This window comes from Paraburkholderia aspalathi, assembly GCF_905220735.1.
Classification (GTDB): Bacteria; Pseudomonadota; Gammaproteobacteria; order Burkholderiales; family Burkholderiaceae; genus Paraburkholderia; species Paraburkholderia aspalathi.
In genome coordinates, this window is sequence record NZ_CAJNBA010000008.1 from 102783 (window position 1) to 124894 (window position 22112).

19 protein-coding genes are annotated in these 22112 nt (G+C 61.6%); 6 read left to right on the forward strand and 13 right to left on the reverse strand.

All coding sequences use genetic code 11. From position 1 onward, the window contains the following. Nucleotides 1–184: 184 nt before the first annotated feature. Genes betI through betA form a run of 3 tightly spaced genes read left to right on the forward strand, consistent with a single transcriptional unit; the run spans nt 185 to nt 3973 of the window. A complete protein-coding gene (gene betI, locus KHO30_RS32920; RefSeq protein ID WP_093644449.1) occupies nt 185–772 on the forward strand; it encodes a transcriptional regulator BetI in 588 nt (195 codons plus the stop codon). 33 nt (nt 773–805) lie between these two features. Next, nucleotides 806–2275 (forward strand): betaine-aldehyde dehydrogenase, encoded by a 1470-nt coding sequence (gene betB / locus KHO30_RS32925; RefSeq protein WP_093644451.1) that lies wholly within the window; start codon nt 806–808, stop codon nt 2273–2275. A gap of 12 nt (nt 2276–2287) precedes the next feature. After that, nucleotides 2288–3973 carry a choline dehydrogenase gene (gene betA / locus KHO30_RS32930; protein WP_211703432.1) on the forward strand — a complete coding sequence of 562 codons (1686 nt, stop codon included), beginning with the start codon at nt 2288–2290 and terminating at the stop codon, nt 3971–3973. Between the two features lie 125 nt (nt 3974–4098). On the opposite strand, the gene KHO30_RS32935 is transcribed toward betA, so the two are convergent. From KHO30_RS32935 to KHO30_RS32965, 7 genes are all read right to left on the reverse strand, one after another. After that, nucleotides 4099–5517, reverse strand: a complete 1419-nt coding sequence (locus tag KHO30_RS32935; RefSeq protein ID WP_211703433.1) for an MFS transporter — start codon at nt 5515–5517, stop codon at nt 4099–4101. 122 nt (nt 5518–5639) lie between these two features. Further along, nucleotides 5640–5903 carry an SET domain-containing protein gene (locus KHO30_RS32940; RefSeq protein WP_063499004.1) on the reverse strand — a complete coding sequence of 88 codons (264 nt, stop codon included), beginning with the start codon at nt 5901–5903 and terminating at the stop codon, nt 5640–5642. A 63-nt stretch (nt 5904–5966) separates the two neighbouring features. Continuing rightward, complete coding sequence (locus KHO30_RS32945) at nt 5967–6623, reverse strand: sarcosine oxidase subunit gamma (protein WP_093644458.1); 657 nt, start codon at nt 6621–6623, stop codon at nt 5967–5969. Next, nucleotides 6613–9615, reverse strand: a complete 3003-nt coding sequence (locus tag KHO30_RS32950; protein ID WP_211703434.1) for a sarcosine oxidase subunit alpha family protein — start codon at nt 9613–9615, stop codon at nt 6613–6615. The genes KHO30_RS32945 and KHO30_RS32950 overlap by 11 nt, the downstream gene beginning before the upstream one ends. Then, on the reverse strand, nt 9612–9938 hold the full coding sequence (locus KHO30_RS32955; RefSeq protein ID WP_054038700.1) for a sarcosine oxidase subunit delta: 327 nt from the start codon (nt 9936–9938) through the stop codon (nt 9612–9614). The genes KHO30_RS32950 and KHO30_RS32955 overlap by 4 nt, the downstream gene beginning before the upstream one ends. Before the next feature lie 19 nt (nt 9939–9957). Beyond that, nucleotides 9958–11202 (reverse strand): sarcosine oxidase subunit beta family protein, encoded by a 1245-nt coding sequence (locus KHO30_RS32960; protein ID WP_054038698.1) that lies wholly within the window; start codon nt 11200–11202, stop codon nt 9958–9960. 46 nt (nt 11203–11248) lie between these two features. Then, the gene (locus tag KHO30_RS32965) at nt 11249–12643 is read right to left on the reverse strand and encodes an L-serine ammonia-lyase (protein WP_211703435.1); all 1395 of its coding nucleotides are present in this window, start codon (nt 12641–12643) and stop codon (nt 11249–11251) included. A 252-nt stretch (nt 12644–12895) separates the two neighbouring features. On the opposite strand from KHO30_RS32965, the gene KHO30_RS32970 reads away from it, so the two are divergent. Continuing rightward, nucleotides 12896–13978 (forward strand): GlxA family transcriptional regulator, encoded by a 1083-nt coding sequence (locus KHO30_RS32970; RefSeq protein WP_093644465.1) that lies wholly within the window; start codon nt 12896–12898, stop codon nt 13976–13978. A gap of 83 nt (nt 13979–14061) precedes the next feature. Here the strand turns inward: KHO30_RS32970 and KHO30_RS32975 are convergent, their stop codons facing one another. From KHO30_RS32975 to KHO30_RS32990, 4 genes are all read right to left on the reverse strand, one after another. Beyond that, nucleotides 14062–14997, reverse strand: coding sequence for a choline ABC transporter substrate-binding protein (locus KHO30_RS32975; protein WP_211703436.1), 936 nt, complete (start codon nt 14995–14997; stop codon nt 14062–14064). A 108-nt stretch (nt 14998–15105) separates the two neighbouring features. Beyond that, entirely contained in the window at nt 15106–16107 is a 1002-nt protein-coding gene (locus KHO30_RS32980; RefSeq protein WP_054038684.1) for a GlxA family transcriptional regulator, read from the reverse strand. A gap of 7 nt (nt 16108–16114) precedes the next feature. Next, nucleotides 16115–17017, reverse strand: a complete 903-nt coding sequence (choW, locus tag KHO30_RS32985) for a choline ABC transporter permease subunit (RefSeq protein ID WP_093644471.1) — start codon at nt 17015–17017, stop codon at nt 16115–16117. Next, nucleotides 17010–18188: a quaternary amine ABC transporter ATP-binding protein gene (locus tag KHO30_RS32990; RefSeq protein ID WP_093644473.1), complete on the reverse strand. Its 1179-nt coding sequence runs from the start codon at nt 18186–18188 to the stop codon at nt 17010–17012. The genes choW and KHO30_RS32990 overlap by 8 nt, the downstream gene beginning before the upstream one ends. A 552-nt stretch (nt 18189–18740) precedes the next feature. Between KHO30_RS32990 and KHO30_RS32995 the strand changes: the two genes are divergently transcribed. Beyond that, complete coding sequence (locus KHO30_RS32995) at nt 18741–19061, forward strand: hypothetical protein (protein ID WP_093644475.1); 321 nt, start codon at nt 18741–18743, stop codon at nt 19059–19061. A gap of 120 nt (nt 19062–19181) precedes the next feature. Beyond that, a complete protein-coding gene (locus tag KHO30_RS33000) occupies nt 19182–19463 on the forward strand; it encodes a hypothetical protein (protein WP_093644477.1) in 282 nt (93 codons plus the stop codon). 122 nt (nt 19464–19585) lie between these two features. Here KHO30_RS33000 and KHO30_RS33005 read toward each other — a convergent pair whose 3' ends face one another. Both KHO30_RS33005 and KHO30_RS33010 read right to left on the reverse strand, forming a co-directional pair. Next, nucleotides 19586–20881: an MFS transporter gene (locus tag KHO30_RS33005; RefSeq protein ID WP_211703437.1), complete on the reverse strand. Its 1296-nt coding sequence runs from the start codon at nt 20879–20881 to the stop codon at nt 19586–19588. Nucleotides 20882–20980: 99 nt separating this feature from the next. Further along, on the reverse strand, nt 20981–22075 hold the full coding sequence (locus KHO30_RS33010) for a tartrate dehydrogenase (RefSeq protein WP_200620516.1): 1095 nt from the start codon (nt 22073–22075) through the stop codon (nt 20981–20983). Nucleotides 22076–22112 lie beyond the last annotated feature (37 nt).

The following is a 22112-nucleotide window of genomic DNA, read 5'->3' on the forward strand; positions in this document are numbered from 1 at the left end:
GCCCGCTGAAACAAAGGACATGTACCGAACACGACACCGGTTTGGCAGGAACCGACACGCCGGGCGCAACCCACGTCCACGCTGATGCAACCCGGTTTTTATTGATTGACCGTTCAATATAAAAAAACTAGTATTCCCCATCGAACACTTGGGCGGCTGGCCTGCGCCCGCCGCCTCCAGCCCCATGCCCAAACTTGGAATGCGCGAAATCCGCCGCGCCCAGCTGATCGACGCAACGCTGCTGACCATCGACCAGACTGGTCTCGCCGGTGCGACGCTCGCTTCGGTCGCGCAGCGCGCGAGCATTTCCACCGGCATCGTCAGCCACTATTTTGGCGACAAGGACGGTTTGCTCGAAGCCACCATGCGCCACGTGCTGCGCGATCTGTGGCAAGCCACGTCGAGACGTCGTCGTGCGGCGAAGGCCGATCCACGTTCGAAATTGCGCGCGGTCGTCGCGGCGAATTTCGACGCCGAGCAGACCAGCGGCCCCGTCATGAAAACGTGGCTCGCGTTCTGGTCCGAGAGCATGCACAAGCCGCAATTGCGCCGGCTGCAATACGTAAACACGCGGCGCTTGAACTCGAACCTGTGCGCGGATTTTTCCAAAGCGCTGCCACGTCCGGCGGCGCGCCGTGCGGCGAGCGGCCTCGCGGCACTGATCGACGGGCTATGGCTGCGTGGCGCTTTGTCCGGTGAGCCGTTTGATACCAAGGCTGCACTGCGCATGGCAAACGAATACATCGATCTGGTGCTGGAAGCACGTAACTAGACCAGCGAACATTTCCGAAAAAAGGAGCAACTCATGGCGGTATTCGAAACGCAACGTCTCTATATAGGCGGCGCCTACGTCGACGCGACCAGCGGCGAGACCTTCGACACGCTCGACCCCGCCACGGGAGAAACGCTCGCCGCCGTGCAACAAGCCTCAGCGGCGGACGTGGATCGCGCCGTGCAATCGGCACGTGATGGTCAACGCGAGTGGGCCGCGCTCACGGCGATGCAGCGCTCGCGCATCCTGCGCCGCGCGGTCGAGATCCTGCGTGAACGCAATGACGAACTCGCCGCACTCGAAACACGCGACACCGGCAAGGCGATTGCGGAGACTCGGGCGGTCGATATCGTCACCGGCGCGGACGTGATCGAGTACTACGCAGGGTTGGCGACCGCGATTGAAGGTCAGCAGATTCCGTTGCGGCCCTCTTCGTTTGTTTATACGCGGCGTGAACCGCTGGGCGTGTGCGCAGGTATCGGCGCATGGAATTACCCAATCCAGATCGCATGCTGGAAATCGGCGCCCGCGTTGGCAGCCGGCAATGCGATGATCTTCAAGCCGAGCGAAATCACTCCGCTGTCCGCATTGAAACTCGCCGAGATTTATACCGAAGCCGGTGTACCAGCCGGTGTGTTCAACGTCGTGCAAGGCGACGGCCGCGTGGGGGCGATGCTCGCCGCACATCCCGACATCGAGAAGATCTCGTTCACCGGCGGCGTTGAAACGGGCAAGAAGGTGATGTCGCTGGCAGGCGCCTCGTCGTTGAAAGAAGTGACGATGGAACTGGGCGGCAAGTCCCCCCTGCTCGTATTCGACGACGCCAACCTCGGACGTGCCGCCGACATCGCGATGAGCGCCAACTTCTTCAGCTCCGGCCAGGTCTGCACGAACGGCACACGCGTCTTTGTGCAGCGTAGCGTGCTGGAACGATTCGAAGCGCTGGTGCTGGAACGTGTGAGGCGGATTCGCGTCGGCGCACCCACGGACGCCGACACCAACTTCGGCCCGCTGGTCAGCGCCGCGCAATTGCAGAAAGTGCTCGCCTACATCGAAAGCGGCGTGCAGGACGGCGCGCGGCTCCTCGCAGGCGGCAAGCGGCTGACGGAAGGCCACTTCGGCAACGGCCAGTACGTCGAGCCGACGGTTTTCACCGGCTGCCATGACGACATGCGTATCGTGCGCGAAGAAATCTTCGGCCCGGTGATGAGCATCCTCGTTTTCGATGACGAAGACGAAGCAATCTCGCGCGCCAATAACACCGCTTACGGTCTTGCTGCGGGCGTTGTCACCGAGAACCTGGCGCGTGCGCATCGCGTGATTCATCGGCTCGAAGCGGGTATCTGCTGGATCAACACCTGGGGCGAGTCACCCGCGGAAATGCCGGTAGGTGGCTACAAGCAATCGGGCGTCGGCCGTGAGAACGGCATTACCACGCTCGAACACTACACGCGCATCAAGTCCGTGCAGGTCGAACTCGGCCCGTATCAACCGGTGTTTTAAGGAGGGTTGGCGATGGCTTCGAACGAATACGACTACATCATCGTCGGCGCGGGTTCAGCGGGCAACGTGCTCGCTTCGCGCCTGACCGAAGACGCGGACGTGACCGTGCTGCTCCTCGAAGCAGGCGGCCCCGACTACCGTTTCGATTTCCGCACGCAGATGCCCGCAGCCCTCGCCTATCCGTTGCAGGGTCGGCGTTACAACTGGGCGTACGAAACGGACCCCGAGCCGCATATGAACAACCGACGCATGGAGTGCGGGCGCGGCAAGGGGCTCGGTGGTTCGTCGCTGATCAACGGCATGTGCTATATCCGCGGCAATGCGCTCGACTACGACGGTTGGGCAACGCGTTCTGGGCTGGAAAACTGGACCTATCTGGATTGCCTGCCGTACTTCCGCAAAGCCGAAACACGCGATGTCGGCGCAAACGCGTATCACGGCGGCGACGGCCCGGTCCATGTGACGACGAGCAAGCCGGGCAACAATCCCTTGTTCGCGGCGATGGTCGAGGCCGGCGTGCAGGCGGGTTTCCCGCGTACCGACGACCTGAACGGCTACCAGCAGGAAGGCTTCGGCCCAATGGATCGCACGGTCACGGCGAACGGCCGACGCGCCAGCACCGCACGCGGCTATCTGGATCGCGCGAAGAAACGCCCGAATCTGACCATCGTGACGCATGCCATGACCGATCGCGTGCTGTTCCTCGGCAAGCGTGCGATAGGCGTCACGTATCTGCATCACGGTAGTGCTGAAACTGCGCATGCGCGCCGCGAAGTGTTGGTGTGCAGTGGCGCGATTGCCTCGCCGCAGTTGCTGCAACGCTCAGGCGTGGGCCGTTCGACGTGGCTGCGCGAACTCGACGTGCCACTCGTGCACGATCTGCCTGGTGTCGGTGAAAACTTGCAGGACCATCTGGAGATGTACATCCAGTACGAATGCAAGGAGCCGGTTTCGCTGTATCCCGCGTTGCAATGGTGGAATCAGCCTGCCATCGGGCTTGAATGGATGTTTAACGGCACGGGTATTGGGGCGAGCAATCAGTTCGAAGCGGGCGGCTTCATCCGTACCCGCGATGAGGACCTGTGGCCGAACATCCAGTATCACTTCCTGCCCGTCGCGATCAACTACAACGGTTCCAACGCGATCAAGATGCACGGTTTCCAGGCGCATGTCGGCTCGATGCGTTCGCCAAGCCGTGGACGCGTGAAGCTCACGTCACGCGATCCTGCCGCGCATCCGAGCATCCTGTTCAATTACATGGCCGATCCGCTCGACTGGCGCGAATTCCGTGACGGGATCCGTATTACGCGCGAGATCATGCGGCAGCCTGCGCTCGATCGTTATCGCGGGCGTGAGTTGAATCCGGGCGCGGAGTTGACCACCGATGAGCAACTCGACGCGTTTGTGCGCATGCGTGCGGAGACCGCGTTTCATCCGTCGTGCTCGTGCAAGATGGGTTATGACGATATGGCCGTGGTGGATAGCGAGGGACGCGTGCATGGGCTCGAGGCGCTGCGCGTGGTCGATGCGTCAATCATGCCGCAGATCACAACCGGCAATCTGAACGCGCCGACGATCATGCTTGCGGAGAAGATCGCCGATCGGATTCGCGGGCGGGAGGCGCTGGAGCGGGTGGAGACGCCGTACTTCGTGGCGAATGGAGCGGTTTCACGGAAGCGGGAAGTAGCGGCGGTCTAATCCGCGTCGACACCGACAGCCGCCCCCACCGGAAGTAAAAAAGCCGCGAACATTTCGCGGCTTTTTTCGTGTTCGCTCAGAGGGTAAGCGGTTATTCTCAGACGAGACTGGACACTCGGTAAGCGTCACTCCCGCGCAGGACTCAACACTCCCTGCGCGTCCGGCTCGACCGCTTCCGACACCAAGGTCTCCAACGCCAACCCACGCGTCTCGATCCCCATGATCCATACTGCCGCGGCAGCGATCACAAAACACATCGCGCCAAGCGAAAACACGCCGCCTTGCCCGAACGTCGGCAGAACCACGCCGACTACATAAGGCCCGATCAACGAGCCCACACGTCCAATCGCTGACGCAAACCCAGACCCCGTAGCCCGCGCTCCCGTGCCATAAAGCTCAGGCGTATAGGTGTAAAGCACCGCCCACATCGCAAACATAAAAAACTGCATCGCAAGTCCGGCGCAAATCAGCAGCGTCGGCGTTTGCGCGTGCAGCGCGGTTTGCCCGTAGACATAAGCCATCACCGCGCTGCCCGCCAGCGACGCGATACAGGTCGGCTTACGTCCCCAGCGCTCCACGAGCCACGCAGCGCAGATAAAACCCGGAATCCCGCCGAGCGAAATCAGTACCGTATACAGCACCGACTTCGTCACCGCAAAGCCCGCTTGTTGCATTAACGCACCGAGCCACGACGTAAGTCCATAAAAGCCGAGCAATGCAAAGAACCACAGCGTCCACACCATAATCGTGCGACGCCGGTAGGCCACGCTCCAGATCTCGCGGAATGCACTCGTACCCTTCGCAGCCGGCGGTTCCTGCAACATCACCGGTGCGCGCAACTGGCTCAGTCCAGCCGCTTTCATCACCTTCACTTCGACTTCGGCGAGGATCTTGTCCGCCTCGGCGAGGCGTCCGCGATGCTCCAGCCAGCGCGGCGATTCCGGCACGACGCGGCGCACAATTAACACGAACACGGCGGGAATCGCCAACAGTGCGAACTCCGTGCGCCACCCAAACGCCGGCAACACGAAGTACGAAACCACGCCCGCCGTGATAAACCCGAGCGGCCAGAAGCCATCCATCAACGCGATCAGTCGTCCGCGTGACTTGGCAGGCACAAATTCGGAAAGGAGCGTCTGCGCAATGGGAAACTCCATGCCCATGCCAATACCAAGCAGCACACGATAAAAAATCAGCGCTTCGACACTCTGCGCGGTCGAGCACAGATACGACGCGAGCCCCCACAGCACCATGCTCCACTGAAATACGGGGCGCCGTCCGAAGCGATCGGCCAGCAATCCGGCAACCGCCGCGCCGATCACCATACCGAAGAAGCTCGCACTCGCAACCAACCCTGCCGTCGCGCTCGACAGATGAAATTCGCTCTTGATCGAACCGAGCACGAAGGTCATCGTGCCGAGATCGACCGAGTCAAAAAAGAACGCGATCGCGATGATGATGAAAATGGTCCGGTGATATCCGGAGAACGGCAGACGTTCGAGTCTGGCGGCTGCGCTCGCGCGAGGCTGAAAAACGGTAGACATGTCATGCCCTCGTTGATGCGGCGGCTGCCGCGTGGACGTTCCGATCAGTGCGTATTCAGTAGACGCCGACATAAATCGGCCACATAGAAGGAATACGTCATCGGGATGGAACGAGGGCGTCGTTAGGGCCGCAACCGCGCCCGCGCAGCGCCGGCAATCCGCGCGAGCGCATCCGCACTCAAACGAGCGGCGATCTTCTCAACGTATTCGTGATGCCGCGACTGCAGCGGCGCGCCCAACTGCTGTGCAAGGAGATAGCGGATCAACGCGATACGCCGGTGCCGCAAGACGATGCTCTGATCGAGCAGCGCGAGCGCGGCATGGGCATCGCCCTGTTGGCACGCGCGTTCGGTGAGACGCGCGGTGGCTAGACGTGTCGACGTCATGTCAATCAGTTGCCGGAGAAGTGGAGAGCGGAGCCTCACAAGCAAGACACCGCTCGCCGCGCTTCACGACATCAACGGCTCGGCCGCATCGAGCATGATCTTGACAAAGTAGTCCGCAAAACTGCGGCGCACGATGATATCGAAGCTGTCTGCGCCGGTGGGCAACAACGTCATCGACGCCTTGAAGAAGTGACTCTGTGCGCACTGCCCTTCGCTGAACAGTTTCGGATGCAGATCGAGCGGACAACCGCGCGCCAGCACTTCACGCGTCCGCGTGCCACTGATCTCGAGCACCGTATAGCCGCTGCCGATATCCACCGCCGACGCGAACACGCCCACAAATGCCGCACCGAGCTTCGCCTGCAACGGCGCGGTACGCGTCGCGTCGTGTGCCATGGCCGAGCGCACCAGCCACTCGTCGGGGCCAAGCCACAGCATGTCGTAGCCATTACCGCGTGCAATGGTGTTCGCCTTCTCGGGCGGCCGGCAGCCGATCACGCTTTCCACCGCGCTCACGAACGCCGCGTCACGCGTGTCGCCACGCACGTTCACCAGTTCCAGGAACGGCCGCTCGCTCAAACGGAACGCCGCCGACACCGTCGCCTGATGCTTCTTCAGCAGTGCATCCGCGCCCACCAGCGGCGACTCCTGCCACACGCCCGTTTGCTGGCCGACAGCGCGATCCACCGCCGACACTGTCCCTCTTGTTTCATTCCACATGTTGACGTGCTCCTTCGCTGTCGTAGAACACCGAGCTGGTGACCTTGGCCGCAATCTGTCTACCGCTCGCGAGCGGAATCGTGACCGTTTCGCCGATCTTGTCGAGACCGCCCTTCACTACCGCCATTGCAATCGAGCGCTTCAGGATCGGGCTGTAATAGCTCGACGTGACGTGGCCGAGCATCGGTGCGGTATCGCCCTGGAACGGACCCGCGACAATCTGCGAACCTTCGGGGATCACGAACGACGGATCGTCCGCGAGCAGCCCGACCAGTTGCTTACGGCCGGCCTTCGCCGTATCCGAACGCGTCAATGAACGCTTGCCGAGAAAGTCTTTCGACTTCGCGACCAACCCGCCCATGCCGAGGTCGTACGGCGTCATCGACCCATCCGTGTCCTGGCCGACGATGATGTAGCCCTTCTCGGCACGCAGCACGTGCATGGTTTCCGTGCCATACGGCGTGATGTCGAATTCCGCGCCCGCAGCCATCAGCGCCTCCCACACCGCGCGGCCGACGTTCGCGGGCACGTTCACTTCATAAGCCAGTTCGCCCGAGAAGCTGATCCGCATCACGCGCGATGCCGCACCCGCCACGGTGCCTTCGCGATAGCTCATGAACGGGAACGCCGCGTTCGCAAAGTCGATGTCGTGGCAAACTTTCTGCAGGACCTTGCGGCTGTTCGGACCGACCACCGCAAACGTCGCCCAATGATCCGTCACGGAAGCGAGACGCACGCGCATATCCGGCCACTCGGTTTGCAGCCAGCGTTCGAGCCACGTCAGCACGCGCGCTGCGCCACCCGTGGTGGTCGTCATCATGTAGTGTTGGTCGGCAAGACGCACGGTCACGCCGTCGTCGAAGATCATGCCGTTTTCGTCGAGCATCAGGCCGTAGCGGCACTTGCCGACTTCCAGCTTGCTCCACGGATTCGTATAGACCCAGTTCAGCAGCTTCGCCGCATCGGGGCCCTGGATGTCGATCTTGCCGAGCGTCGAAGCGTCGAGAATGCCGACGCTCGTGCGCACCGCGAGCGACTCGCGTGCCACCGCGGCATGCATGTCCTCGCCGGCCTTCGCGAAGTACCAGGGGCGCTTCCAGTTGCCGACGTCCTCGAACGCCGCACCGTTTTCCACGTGCCATTCGTGCACCGCGGTCTTACGCACCGGATCGAGAAACTCACCCAGCTCCCGACCCGCAAACGTGCCGAACGTAACCGGCGTGTAGTTCGGACGGAACGTCGTCGTGCCGGTTTCGGGAATCGTCTTGCCGAGCGCCTGCGCGAGAATCGCCATACCATTGATGTTGCCGAGCTTGCCCTGATCGGTGCCGAAACCCATCGCCGTATAGCGCTTCACGTGTTCGACCGATTCGAAACCTTCGCGCGCCGCGAGAAAAATATCGGCTGCCGACACGTCGTTCTGGAAGTCGACGAACTGCTTCGGCCCGCGCGTCGCCAGTTCGCGGCCGCCGACGAGCCACAGCGGCTGCATCTTCGTTTCGCTAACCTCGGCCACGTGCACCGGATTCGGCCGCGCAACGATGTGCCCCGCTGCACGCGCCGCCTCGACACCGGCATCGACCGCGAAGCGAATCCCCTGTCCTAGCGTGAAATCGCCGGCACACGCACCAACGCTCGTCTCGGCTTGCATCGCCTTGCCCGGCACGAAGCAGGCCTTGTCGTCATGCCAGTGCGCTTTGCCGCCCGATTGCGCGAACAGATGCAGCACCGGGCTCCAGCCACCGGACATCGCGAGCAGATCGCAGGGTAGATCGCCCTGCTTCGCACCGACCTGTCCGTTCGAATACGACGCCACTTCGACCGAGGCAACCCGCAGCTTGCCGTGCGCGGCTGTCACAGCCACACCGTTCATCACCTTGACGCCATAGCGCCGTGCGAGCGCGGGCAGCGTGCCCTTCGACTCGGCCGCGCGCGGATCGACGACCGTCACCTGAGCACCGGCCGCTTTCAGATCGAGCGCGCATTGATAGCCGTCATCGTTGTTCGTGAACACGACGGCATTGCGGCCCGGTAGCACCGCATAGCGATGCAGATAGGTCGACACGGCCGAGGCCAACATCACGCCCGGTAGATCGTTGTTGCCGAATACGATCGGCCGCTCATGCGCGCCTGTTGCGAGAATCACGCGTTTCGCGCGGATCTTCCACATCAGTTCGCGCGTACCCTTTCTCTGCGACACCGGCAGATGCTCGGTGAGCCGTTGCGTGACAGTGATGAGGTTATGGTCCTGGTAACCGAATGCGGTGCTGCGACACAGGATCTTCACGTCCGGCATCTGCCGCAGTTCGTCTTCGATCTTGTGGACCCATTGCAGCGCCGGTTTGCCGTCGATCTCCGCGCGGCACGACAGCAGCGAGCCGCCGAGTTCCGGCTGATCGTCGATCAGCGTCACGCGTGCGCCGGACAATGCCGCCGCATGCGCGGCCGCCAGCCCCGTCGGGCCACCGCCGACCACCAGCACGTCGCAGTGCGCAAAGCACTTGTCGTAGCGGTCCGCGTCGGTTTGCTCGGGCGCCTTGCCGAGACCGGCCGCATCGCGAATCACTTCCTCATATTTCGGCCAGAATTTGCGCGGCCACATGAAGGTCTTGTAGTAGAAGCCCGCCGGAATGAAGCGTGCGAACTTCTGGTTGATCGCCATGCGGTCTTTTTCGATGCTCGGCTGCGCGTTCACGCTGGTCGCGACGAGTCCCTGATACAACTCCACTTCAGTCGCACGCGCGTTCGGCACCGTGTATGCGCCGGTTTCGAGCTGCACAACCGCATTCGGCTCTTCCACACCCGCCGTCACGATGCCGCGCGGCCGGTGGTACTTCCAGCTGCGCGCCACGAAGTGTTCGCCGTTCGCGAGCAACGCGGACGCGAGCGTGTCGCCCTGATAACCCTGAAGCTTGCGCCCGTTGAACGTGAAGTTCAGTACGATCGCACGGTTGATGCGTCCGCCGCTGGGGAGTCGGTCTTTCTGGCTCATGGTGCCTTGCCCTCGTGTGCCTTGTCTTGTGCGTTAGCCTCGTTGCTGTCCATCGCGAGCAGAGGACGTTCGAACGTCTCGTAGCCCTGAATCTCGTAGCTCACGGTGTCGCGCTGGGCCTTGAACCAGCGGCGGCATCCTTGCGCGTGCATCCATTGCTCGCGATGCACGCCGCGCGAATTCTTGCGCATGAACAGGTAGTCACCCCATTCCTTGTCGGTGAGCTTGTCGGTGTCGAGCGGGCGCGCAATATCCGCTTCGCCGCCGCAGGAAAATTCGGTTTCGGCGCGTGGCCCGCACCAAGGGCATTCGATCAGAAGCATCTGGTTTTCCTAATGTGCGTTAGTGGGCAACAGCGGCAGCGCCGTGCTCGTCGATCAGGTGGCCGGTGTAAAAACGATCCAGCGAGAACGGCGCGTTCAGCGGATGCGGCTCGTCCTTCGCGATCGTGTGTGCATAAGCCCACCCCGACCCAGGCGTCGCCTTGAAGCCACCCGTACCCCAGCCGCAATTGAAATAAAGCCCCTTCACGTCGGTCTTGCTGATAATCGGGCACGCATCCGGCGATACATCCACGATGCCGCCCCACTGGCGGTTCATCCGCACGCGCGAAAACACCGGGAACATTTCGACGATCGCTTCGAGCGTGCCTTCGATGATCTGGAAGCTGCCGCGCTGACCGAAGCCCGTGTACTGATCGACGCCCGCGCCAATCACCAGGTCGCCCTTGTCGGACTGGCTGATGTACGCGTGCACCGCGTTCGACATCACCACCGTATTGACGACCGGTTTGATCGGCTCGGAGACCAAAGCCTGCAAAGGATGGCTCTCCAAAGGCAAACGGATACCCGCCATATCGGCGAGCGACGACGTATTGCCCGCCGCGACCACCGCGACCTTCTTCGCCTTGATGAAACCCTTGGTGGTATCCACGCCAACCACCTGGCTACCGTCGCGGCGAATCCCCGTGACCTGGCAGTTCTGCACGATATCGACACCATGCTGATCCGCGCCGCGTGCGAAGCCCCACGCTACTGCATCGTGTCGCGCCACACCGCCGCGACGTTGAATCGACGCCCCGAGCACCGGATAGCGGCTGTTCAGATTGATGGTCGGCTCGATTTCCTTGATCTGCTCCGGCGTGAGGAACTCGGCATCCACACCATTCAGCCGGTTTGCATTCACGCGGCGCTCAGTATCGCGCACGTCCTGCAGCGTGTGCGCGAGGTTCATCACGCCGCGCTGGCTGAACATCACGTTGTAGTTCAGGTCTTGCGAGAGACCTTCCCACAGCTTCATCGCCTTCTCGTAGAGAGCGGCCGATTCGTCCCACAGGTAATTCGAGCGCACGATGGTCGTATTGCGCGCGGTATTGCCGCCGCCGATCCAGCCCTTCTCCAGCACGGCGATATTGCGCACACCATGCTCCTTCGCGAGGTAATAGGCAGTGGCGAGGCCATGCCCGCCGCCGCCGACGATCACGACGTCGTATTCACGCTTAGGCTCGGGGCTCTTCCACTGACGCTCCCAGTTCTCGTGATACGACATCCCGTTGCGCAACAGGCTGAATATCGAATAGCGGCTCATTGTTGGTCCTTTGGGTCCTGTTGTTACTCTTTGATTCTCAACTTGTTCAACACTCGATGACGTTCACGGCGAGTCCACCGCGCGACGTCTCCTTGTATTTGGTCTTCATATCCGCGCCGGTTTCACGCATCGTCTTGATCACGTTGTCCAGCGACACGTAGTGCTGGCCGTCGCCCTTCATCGCCATGCGCGCCGCGTTGAGCGCCTTGATCGCGCCCATCGCATTGCGTTCGATGCAGGGAATCTGCACGAGGCCGCCGACCGGGTCGCAGGTCATGCCGAGGTTGTGTTCCATGCCGATCTCGGCGGCGTTTTCGACTTGCGTCGGCGTGCCGCCCATCACGGCAGCGAGCGCCGCGGCGGCCATCGAGCACGCAACGCCGACCTCGCCCTGGCAGCCCACTTCGGCGCCGGAGATCGAAGCGGTTTCCTTGTAGATAATGCCGATCGCCGCAGCCGTCAGCAGGAAGGTGACGATGCCCTCGTCGTTCGACGCATGCATGAACTTCACGTAGTAATGCAGCACCGCGGGAATCACGCCGGCCGCGCCGTTGGTCGGCGCCGTGACGACACGCCCACCCGCTGCGTTCTCTTCGTTCACAGCCATCGCGTAGAGGTTGACCCAGTCGAGCATCGACAGTGGGTCGCGCAGCGATTCTTCCGAACGCGATCGTAATTGCGCGCACAGGTCGGCGGCGCGGCGCTTCACGTGCATCGGGCCTGGCAACTCGCCACGCACCTTGCAGCCACGTTCTACGCAGGCGGACATGACGCGCCAGATCGTCAGCAGCCCTTCGCGCACTTCCTGTTCGGTACGCGACGCGCATTCGTTGCGCAGCGTCACCTGCGCGATCGACAAACCGGTTTCACGGCAGACACGCATCAGATCGTCGCCGGTGCGAAACGGAAACGGCACCTCCGCGCCGGCGCGCAATCCATTGACGCGATCGCCTTCGCGATTGATCACAAAGCCGCCGCCGATCGAGTAATACTCCTTCTCCACCAGCAACTGGCCGTTCTCGTCGAAGGCCTGAAAACGCATGCCGTTCGGATGCACGATGCTCGAGCCCGGCGCGCCCGGCATCAGCTTGCGAAAGAAGCCGATCTGTTCGCGCTCGTCGAATTTGACCGGATGCTTGCCGAGCAGCACCAGTTGTTTCGTTTCGCGAATCGCCTGGAGGCGCGGTTCGATCACGTCCGGGTCGATCAGATCGGGCAGATTGCCTTCAAGGCCGAGCAGCACCGCCTTGTCCGTGCCATGCCCTTTCCCGGTCGCGCCGAGTGAGCCGAACAGCTCGACCTTGACGCGCCGCACGAAGCTCAGCAGATTGGCGTCTTCGATATGCGAGGCAAAACGGCAAGCAGCAATCATCGGCCCGACGGTGTGCGAGCTTGAGGGACCGATGCCGATCTTGAACAGATCGAAGACGCTGACGTTCATGACGTGCCTTATACGTTGCGATACCTTGGGTGCCGGGTTTGGCTTGAACTAGCCCCTATTGCACCGCACGTCAAATTGGACCGATAGAATAAAAACGGCATGACAGTGGGATAGTGGCGTCAAGCGGGCCGCCGGCCAAGCGCTGCGGCGGATTTGCGATGACTTCTGACGCATTTGCGACATGAGCCGCTTAAGCGTCCCTGTCCCCGGTGCTATGCTTGTTTCAACCCCTTTCCCTTGCTGGCTGCATGCATGAATTCCGCTGAACCGCTTCCCCTTCAATCGATCGACGGCACCTCGAAGCAACGCATCCGCTTCGGTATCATCCTGCTGCCGAACTTCACGCTGACGGCGTTCTCGGGTTTCGTCGACCTGTTGCGCCTGTCCGCGGACGAAGGCGACTTCAGCAAGCCCGTGCGCTGCTCGTGGAGCGTGATAGGGGAAACCCTCGCTCCGGTGCGTGCCAGTTGCGGGATCCAGATCACGCCGTGGGAAACATTCGACAACGCCGAGCCCTTCGATTACGTCGTTGTGGTGGGCGGCCTGCTGCATTCAGGGCCGGCTGCGAACGATGCGACGCTAGCCTTCATCCGCCGCGCCGCCGCCACCGATGCGACGCTCGTCGGCATGTGCACCGGCGTGTTCTCGCTGATGCGCGCGGGCGTTCTGGAAGGCCACCGTATCTGCGTGAGCTGGTTTCACTACTGGGATTTCATCGAGCGCTTTCCGGCGGTCAACGAGGAGGCGTTGGTGGCGGATCGGCTATTTGTGATCGACCGCCGGCGCATCACGTGTTCCGGTGGGCGGGCGTCGATCGACGTGGCGGCCGCGATTCTGCTGCGTCACTTTGAAACGGCCACGGTGCAGAAGGCGTTGCGGATTCTGCTGGTGGACGATATGCAGAAGGGCAACGCACCGCAGCCGCATCCACCTGGGTTGGCACCTGCCGCGCATCCAAAGGTGAAGCGCGCGATTCTGCTGATGGAACAGCATGTGGGGCGATCGCTATCGCTCGATGAACTGGCGCGCAAACTCGATCTGTCGCCGCGGCAGCTCGAAAGGCTCTTCAAGGCGCAAACCGGTAAGGCGCCTCAGGCCTACGCGAAGCAGGTGCGTTTGCGCACTGCCGCCTGGCTGTTGACGAGTTCGGATAAAACGGTAGCGGATATCGCGTCGAGTTGCGGCTTTTCCGATGCCTCGCATCTGGGCCGCGAATTCCGCAAGCAGTTCGGTTTGCCGCCGATGATGTACCGCGAGCAACGCGGTACGGCGGCTGAAGTCGATGACGGTTCAGGCTATGACGAAACCTTTCCGGGGCGGGCTCAGGCGATCTGAGCACGCTGTTTGTCGTCAGGGTTTAGCGGTCCCGCTTTCGCGCCGCCGGAATGGCGCGAAAGCTAAACCCAAACTCTCAACCTTCATTTCCCAGCAACATAAGCCTTCACCGCCGGCAACCCATCCTTCCCATCAAAGGTCTTCACACCGGCAAGCCACTTGTCGAGTACAGCCGGATTCGCCTTCAGCCAGTCCTTCGCCGCTTTGTTCGGATCCGTCTTGTTCATGATCGGCAGCATCACGTGGTTTTCGATATCCGTCGTGAACTGCAGGTTCGACACGAGCTTCGCGACGTTCGGGCAACGCGTCGAGTAATCGCTCGGCGTGACCGTCAGCACTCTGGCTTCGCCGTAGTTCGGGCCGAACACGTCGTCACCGCCGGACAGATAATCGATCTTCATCTGCACGTTCATCGGATGCGGTTCCCAACCGAGGAACACGATCGGCTTCTTGGCGCGAACTGCGCGATTCACTTCGACCAGCATGCCTGCCTCGCTCGACTCCACCAGCTTGAACTTGCCAAGACCGTACTGGTTGCTGTCGATCATCTTCTTGATCAGCGCATTGCCGTCGTTACCCGGCTCGATGCCATAGATTTTGCCGTCGAGCTTGTCGTAGTTCTTCGCAATGTCGGTGAAGGTTTTGATGCCCGCCTGATACGCGTAATCCGGCACGGCCAGCGTGTATTTCGCTCCAGTCAGGTTCGGCGTCGGCAGCACGGTAAGCTGGCCGGCCTTCTTGAACGGATCGATCATCGGGTCCATGGTCGGCGACCAGTAGCCGAGGAACACGTCGATCTGCTTGCTCTTCACACCCGCAAAGGTGATCGGCACCGAAGCGATCGTTTTGGTCGGCTTATAGCCGAGCCCTTCAAGCACGGTCGAAGCGAGACCGGTCGTCGCCGCGATATCGGTCCAGCCAACGTCGGCGAACCGGACGTCCCGGCAGGTGGCAGGTTCCGCGGCAAGGACATATGACACCGACAGCGCGCACAACGACGCAGCCCACAAACGTTTCATGGCGTTCCCTTTGGGTGATTGATGCTTTACTGGTTTTAATAATCGGATTTTCAAAGTGCGACTTCTTGCGTCGACTTCATTGACGTCAACTTACTTATGCAGACTTGTCTACGCCGACAAGCGTCGCTCCACACTCGGCGCGTGACCGAACTGCGCGCGATAGGCCTTGCTGAAATGACACGGCGAATGAAAGCCGCATACTGCCGTTACCCGCGCAATCGACGCATCAGTATTGCGCAGCAGTTCACGCGCACGACGCAAACGCAAGGTCAGGTAATAATGCGTCGGCGATACGCTCAGAAACATCTTGAACATGCGCTGCAGATGACGTTGAGACAGATGTACGAGCCGCGCGAGCTCGTCGAGCGACAACGGCTCTTCGATATTCGCTTCCATCAAGCGCACGACTTCGATTAATTCCGCTCGCGAGAAACCGACCCGTGCATCGACGGGAATATGCTGATAATCCGTCGAGCCACGAATCCGCTCGACGATGAACTGTTCGGACACTTGCGCCGCGACTGCATGGCCGAGGCGCATGCCGACCAGGTTCAGCATCAGATCGAGTGGCGCGGTGCCGCCGGTGCAGGTCATCCGGTCACGGTCGATCACGAACAGTTCGTCGGCAAAACGTACGTGCGGGTAACTCTTGTGCAACGGCGACATGTCTTCCCAATGCACGGTACAGCGATAACCGTCGAGCAGATTCGCGGCCAGCAGTGCGTACGGTCCCGTGCAAATGCCGCCAAGCGGAATGCCCTTCGACGCAACATCTTGCAGCAACGCGATGATCGTCTCGTCCACGTAGTCGCGCACATGCCAGCCGGCGCAGACGATCAGCACATCCGGCATGCCCGCTTCGGCCAGCGTCGTGGTCGGCTTCACGGTGATGCCGTTACTCGCTCGCGCCGGCTCGCCGTCCGGTGTAATCACCGACCATGTGTAGTGCTGCGCGCGGCCCACGTAGTTGGCCATGCGCAGAACCTCGACCGCGCTCGTGAACGCGATCATCGAAAAGTTCGGCAGCGTCAGAAAGCCGAAGTGCGCGAGCCCGGACAGCGGCGAATCGGATGGGGCCTCAACAACTGGAGAGATCGCGTCGCGCTTCATAGGCGGCTCAGCCGTGCTGGGCCGCCGGCGCCCGGCGCACCTTCATGACGCTGCGCAAGCCCGACAACAGAGGCGCCCGCGCCGTACCCGGCGAGCGGCCGAAACTTTCCGTGATGCGGTCGAGAATGATCGCCAGCATCACCACTGAGAGGCCGCTTTCAAAACCCAAGCCGATATCGAGCCGTTGAATACTCGCCAGCACGTCGTTGCCGAGACCGCCCGCGCCGACCATCGAGGCGATGATCACCATCGAAAGCGCCATCATGATGGTCTGGTTCACGCCGGTCATGATCGACGGCAGCGCGTTCGGAAACTGCACCTTATAGAGCAATTGCAAGGGCGTGCAGCCGAACGCCTGCCCTGCTTCGACGATCTCGCGATTCACATGCTTGATGCCGAGCGACGTGAGACGCACCGCAGGCGGCATCGCAAAGATCACCGTGGAAAGAATCCCCGGCACGCGGCCGAGACCGAACAGCATCGCCGCCGGAATCAGGTAGACGAACGCGGGCATGGTCTGCATCAGATCGAGCACAGGACGCACCATCATTTCGACGGTGCGGCTCTTCGCGGTCCAGATGCCGAGCGGCACGCCGAGCAGCAGGCTGATCAAGGTCGACGAGAGCGTGAGACCGAGCGTGATCACCATCTGATCCCAGAAGCCGGTGCCGTAGATCAGCAGCATCGCCAGCAAGGTGAACAGCGCGAAACGCCAGCCCACCCGCCACAAACCGACACCGACGAAAAACGCCATCAGCGCCCACATCGGTACCGCTTGCAGGCCGTGCTCGATCAGCGCGGCAAAACTCTCGATGACCTTGCCGATCGAGTCGAAGGTTTTAGCGTCGTGGTCGAGCAGGTAGTGAACGCCGTGATCGACCCAGGCGCCAAGTGGAATGACTTCAGACATGGGAACCTCGATGGCGCGTGAGAACGTTCAGCACGTTCGTCTTGTTGACCGAACCGCAGTAGGAGCCGTCCGCTTCGACGACCGGCAGCGGCGCACGGCTCGCCACCACGCGCTCGACGACGTCGTCCAGCGGCGTAGTGCGGCGGATGCACTCGATGTGATTGAGCTGCGGCGATGCGCTGCCCATCGCGTCGCGGCAGACGAAGCCGCGGAACTTGCGCTCGCTGTCGAGCACGAACGCGTATTCGGCGCTGCCGTTAAGCGTGGCGGCCACGCTCGAGGCGTCGATCTGCGGCGAATGCTGCATGAGCGGCACGGCGTCCGTCTGCATCAGGTCGCCGGCCGTCAGATAGCGGCTGGTGTCGATGCCTTCGAAGAACGCGCGCACGTAGTCGTCGGCGGGATTGGTGATGATTTGCTGGGGCGTGCCGACCTGGACGACCTTGCCGCCTTCCATGATCGCGATCCGGGTGCCGATGCGCATCGCCTCTTCCAGATCGTGCGACACGAACAGGATGGTGCGCTGCTGCTCGCGTTGCAGATCGAGCAGCACGTTCTGCATTTCCTTGCGTTTGAGCGGATCGAGCGCGGAGAACGCCTCGTCCATGATCATCAACGACGGGTTGACCGCCAGCGCCCGTGCCAGACCCACACGTTGCTGCATACCGCCGGACAACTGGGCCGGCAGCTTTTGCGCGAACGGCGCGAGGCCGACCTGCTCGAGCACGGTCATGGCGCGCTTCTCGCGCTCCTTCTTGCCGATGCCCGCCACTTCCAGCCCGAACGCGGCGTTGGACAGCACCGTGCGTTGCGGCATCAGCGCGAAGGACTGGAACACCATGCTCATGTCCTTGCGGCGCAGCGCCGTCAATTCCGCGCGCGGCACGCTGGCCACATCGCGGCCGTCGATCAGCACCTTGCCGGCCGTCGGCTCGACGAGACGGTTGATCAGGCGAATCAGCGTCGACTTGCCGGAGCCCGAGAGGCCCATCAGCACGAAGATCTCGCCTTCCTTGACTTCGAACGAAACGTTGTGGACACCGACTATCTGGCCGGTGCGCGCAAACACTTCCTCTTTGGTTGCGCCGCCTGCCAGCATGCCGATCGCCTGTTTCGGGTTGGTGCCGAACACCTTGCACAACCCTTCGACCACGACCTTGGGGGAATTCATTGAATGCTCTCCTCGCGTGGCGGACGTCCGTCCGCGCTGTGCATACATAGTTGCCAGAAAAAAGTACGCCTAGCCGACTATTTGCGACAAGCACATGTGGAAATGCGACACCGCCAGTGCGCGGGCGCTGGCTGGTGGCGGGCGAAGCCCTTCTGGTAAAGGGTTTGCGGGGTGTTGGAGTGGGTGGCCGTCCGTGTCGCGCCAGAGCAAGTGAGGGCCGCCTGGAGGGAAAAAAGTCTGTGCGGATGACGTGGCAGGCGCATTTTGCCGCAACGCAGCAAGCGCACCGCTCCTCAGCGGGCGTTGTTGCGCGTCCGCGAGCTGGACCCCATGATCAATGATCGAGGCCCCATGACGGGCGCGAACCACCTGCAGCAGACGGTCTCTCCGCGAAAAATACCAGATCGCAAGATTAGGGCAACCTTAAGGCTGCGCGCCGTTACTCCGTGTTACCAATCTCGCATCCCTCTTGCACCTGCAAACCGCGGCCCTGCCTAAACTGCGCACCATCTTCACTGTCATCGCCCGCCACCATCGGGCGAAAAGAAAAACATGCGCAAGAACCTATTATCAGTGATTCTCGGCGGCGCGATATTAATGGCTTCCACAGCCGCTTCCGCGCACGTCGATGTGGGCATCGGCATCGGCATTCCCGGGCCGGTTTTCGTGCCTGCCCAGCCGGCCTACATTGCGCCTCCGCCGGTCGTTTATGCGCCCCCGCCCGTGGTGGAATATGGCTACGGCTACGGCGACGACTGGCGTGCCCGTGAATGGCATGAGCGGCAGGAGTGGCGCGAACGGCGGTGGCGCCACCATGAGCATGAGGAGCACGAACGTGAATGGCGTGAACGCCATGGTTGGGATGGGGATTGAAAATGCGGAAGAAAGTTGTTTGAGCGCCCCTAAGGAGAAGTTAAGGAAAGCTTCTTATTCTGTGGGTACGCGTCGGCCGGAATGGTCGACGTGGCACCATCACACTATTGGAGAGCCTTCATGAAAGCACTCAAACACGTCATGCTCATTGCTTCGATCGTCGCCATCCCTACCCTGTCGTTTGCGCAGCAGATGAACGCACCGATGAACGATACGACACCCGCACCGACCGTCTCGATGCACGACACACAGAACAATCAGGCAGGTACGCAATATCAGCAGCCCTCGCACAAGATGTCGGGCTACGGTGACAGCTCAGGTTACGGCGCACCCCCAACAAGCTTTTCGCAATCTTCGACGATGCATTTCGCGGGTAAGGACTCGCGACTGTTCAAGCATTGAATACGCGCGATGATGCCTTGCCCTTCCGCGCTAATCATTATTCGCACCAGGTCATTGGACAACAACTGGCGCGGGAGCGAGGCACATCGTCAATCAGGAAGCCAATCAGAAACCTGGCGAGATCATTGCGGCGCAGGCGCCGCCCGATATCCTCGCCGGCCGACAGCCAACGCGAGCATGGCTGATACCGCAAGACTTGCCGCTACGACATAAAGTCCGGCCGCATATCCCCCCGTCACACTCTTCAGCCAGCCGATCGCAAACGGACCGACGAAGCCGCCGAGGTTGCCGATCGAGTTGATCATGGCGATACCGGCCGCCGCACCGGCGCCAGAGAGAAAGGTACTCGGCATGGCCCACAGCGGCGCCTTGGCCGCGCTGATGCCCACGTTCACGAGGATCAGTGCGAGCACCACCCCAAGGACGGTATCCGCAAAGCCTGCCCATGCGAGCCCGATGCTGGCAGCGACGCACGGAATCACCACATGCCACGTGCGCTCGCCAGTGCGATCCGAATGGCGCGCCCACATCACCATGCCGATCACAGCCAGCACGCTGGGAATCGCGTTCAACGCACCGGTACCTAGTGCGCTAAAGCCGAATTGACGAATGATCAACGGCGCCCACAGCCCGAGCGTATAAAGTCCCGCGGAGGTGCCGAAGTAGATCATCGACATGATCCACACCCGCGGGTCGCGCAGCGCTGCGAGTGCACCCGCAGCATGGCCTGCCTGCGATTCTCGTCCCGCGCGTTCTTCGCGCAGCGTTGCGATGAGCCACGCTTTCTCATCGGCGGCAAGCCACTTCGCCTTTTCCGGCGAATCGGTGAGCGCTTTCAGAACCACGAACCCGAGTACGACGGCTGGAATTGCTTCGATGAGGAAGAGCCATTGCCAGTCTTTCAAGCCGAACAGGGCCGGCATCTGCATGATGGCGCCTGAAATGGGCGATCCGATTGCGGTCGACAAAGGCGCGGCCGCCATGAACGCGGCCGCCGCGACTGCGCGCTGCCGTGCAGGAAACCACTGGCTGAGATAAAGAATGATGCCGGGGAAGAAACCGGCTTCGGCCACACCGAGCAAAAAGCGCAGCGTATAGAACGAATTCGGCCCGACGACAAACGCGGAGGCCGCCGACACCAGCCCCCACGTCACCATAACGCGTGCAATCCAGATGCGTGCACCGACCTTGTTCAGAATGAGGTTCGAGGGCACTTCGAACAGAAAATACCCCAGAAAGAAGATGCCGCCGCCGAGCCCGAACATGGTCGGCGAGAGGCCGAGGTCCTTGTTCATCGTGAGCGCGGCAAAGCCGACGTTCACGCGATCGAGAAAGCTCACAAAATAAAGCAGCATGACGAAGGGCAAAATGCGCCACGTCAGCTTGCGAACCACACGGGCTTGCAATTCATTGGCCATGCCAGTCTCCAGTCTTTGAATCGCCCGTGACGTAGTCGTCCGGGCGTTTTGTTTTTGTCTAATGCGGGCGTTGTGTATCGCGTACTACGTCTTGCGTGCTCAGGCGGCCTTGAACTCCGTCGCTGGTTTCGCGGCGAGGATCGCGCAAACGGCATCGGTCACCTGCACGGTCGTGGCCGTTCCGCCGAGGTCGCCCGTGTGCAACGCCGGGTCGGCCGTGATGCGTTCGATCGCGCTCATCAATTGCTGGGCAGCGGCCATCTCGCCAAGATGCTCAAGCATCATCACAACCGACCAGAACGTGCCGACCGGATTGGCGAGACCCTTACCCATGATGTCGAAAGCGGAACCGTGAATCGGCTCGAACATGGAGGGATAGCGGCGCTCGGGGTCGAGATTCGCGGTCGGTGCGATGCCGAGGCTGCCGGCCAGTGCCGCTGCCAGATCGCTGAGAATGTCCGCGTGAAGATTCGTGGCGACTATCGTGTCGAGCGTGGCGGGACGGTTGACCATGCGCGCGGTGGCAGCGTCGACGAGTTCCTTGTCCCATTTGACGTCAGGAAATTCCTTTGAGACTTCCAGGGCAATCTCGTCCCACATCACCATCGCGTGGCGTTGCGCATTGCTCTTGGTGATCACCGTCAGCAGCTTGCGCGGCCGCGACTGGGCGAGGCGGAACGCGAATCGAAGAATGCGTTCGACGCCCGCGCGGGTCATCATCGAAACATCGGTGGCGACTTCGATCGGATGGCCCTGGTGTGCACGTCCGCCTACGCCGGAATACTCACCCTCCGAGTTCTCGCGAACGATGACCCAGTCGAGATCCTTCGGCCCACAACGCTTCAACGGCGCGTCGATGCCTGGCAGGATGCGGGTGGGACGCACGTTCGCATACTGATCGAAGCCCTGACAGATCTTCAGGCGCAAACCCCAAAGCGTCACGTGATCGGGAATATGCGGGTCGCCTGCCGAGCCGAACAGAATCGCATCCTTGTTGCGGATGGCATCCAGCCCATCGGCCGGCATCATCACGCCGTGCTGGCGGTAGAAATCGCCGCCCCAGTCGAAATTCTCGAACTCGAACTGGAAGGCGTCGCTTCGCGCAGCGATGGCTTCGAGAACCTGTTGGCCCGCGGGCACGACTTCCTTGCCGATGCCGTCGCCGGGAATGGTTGCGATGCGATAGGTTTTCACGGGCGTCTCCTTGGTGTTGAACGTATGGCTGCATCCT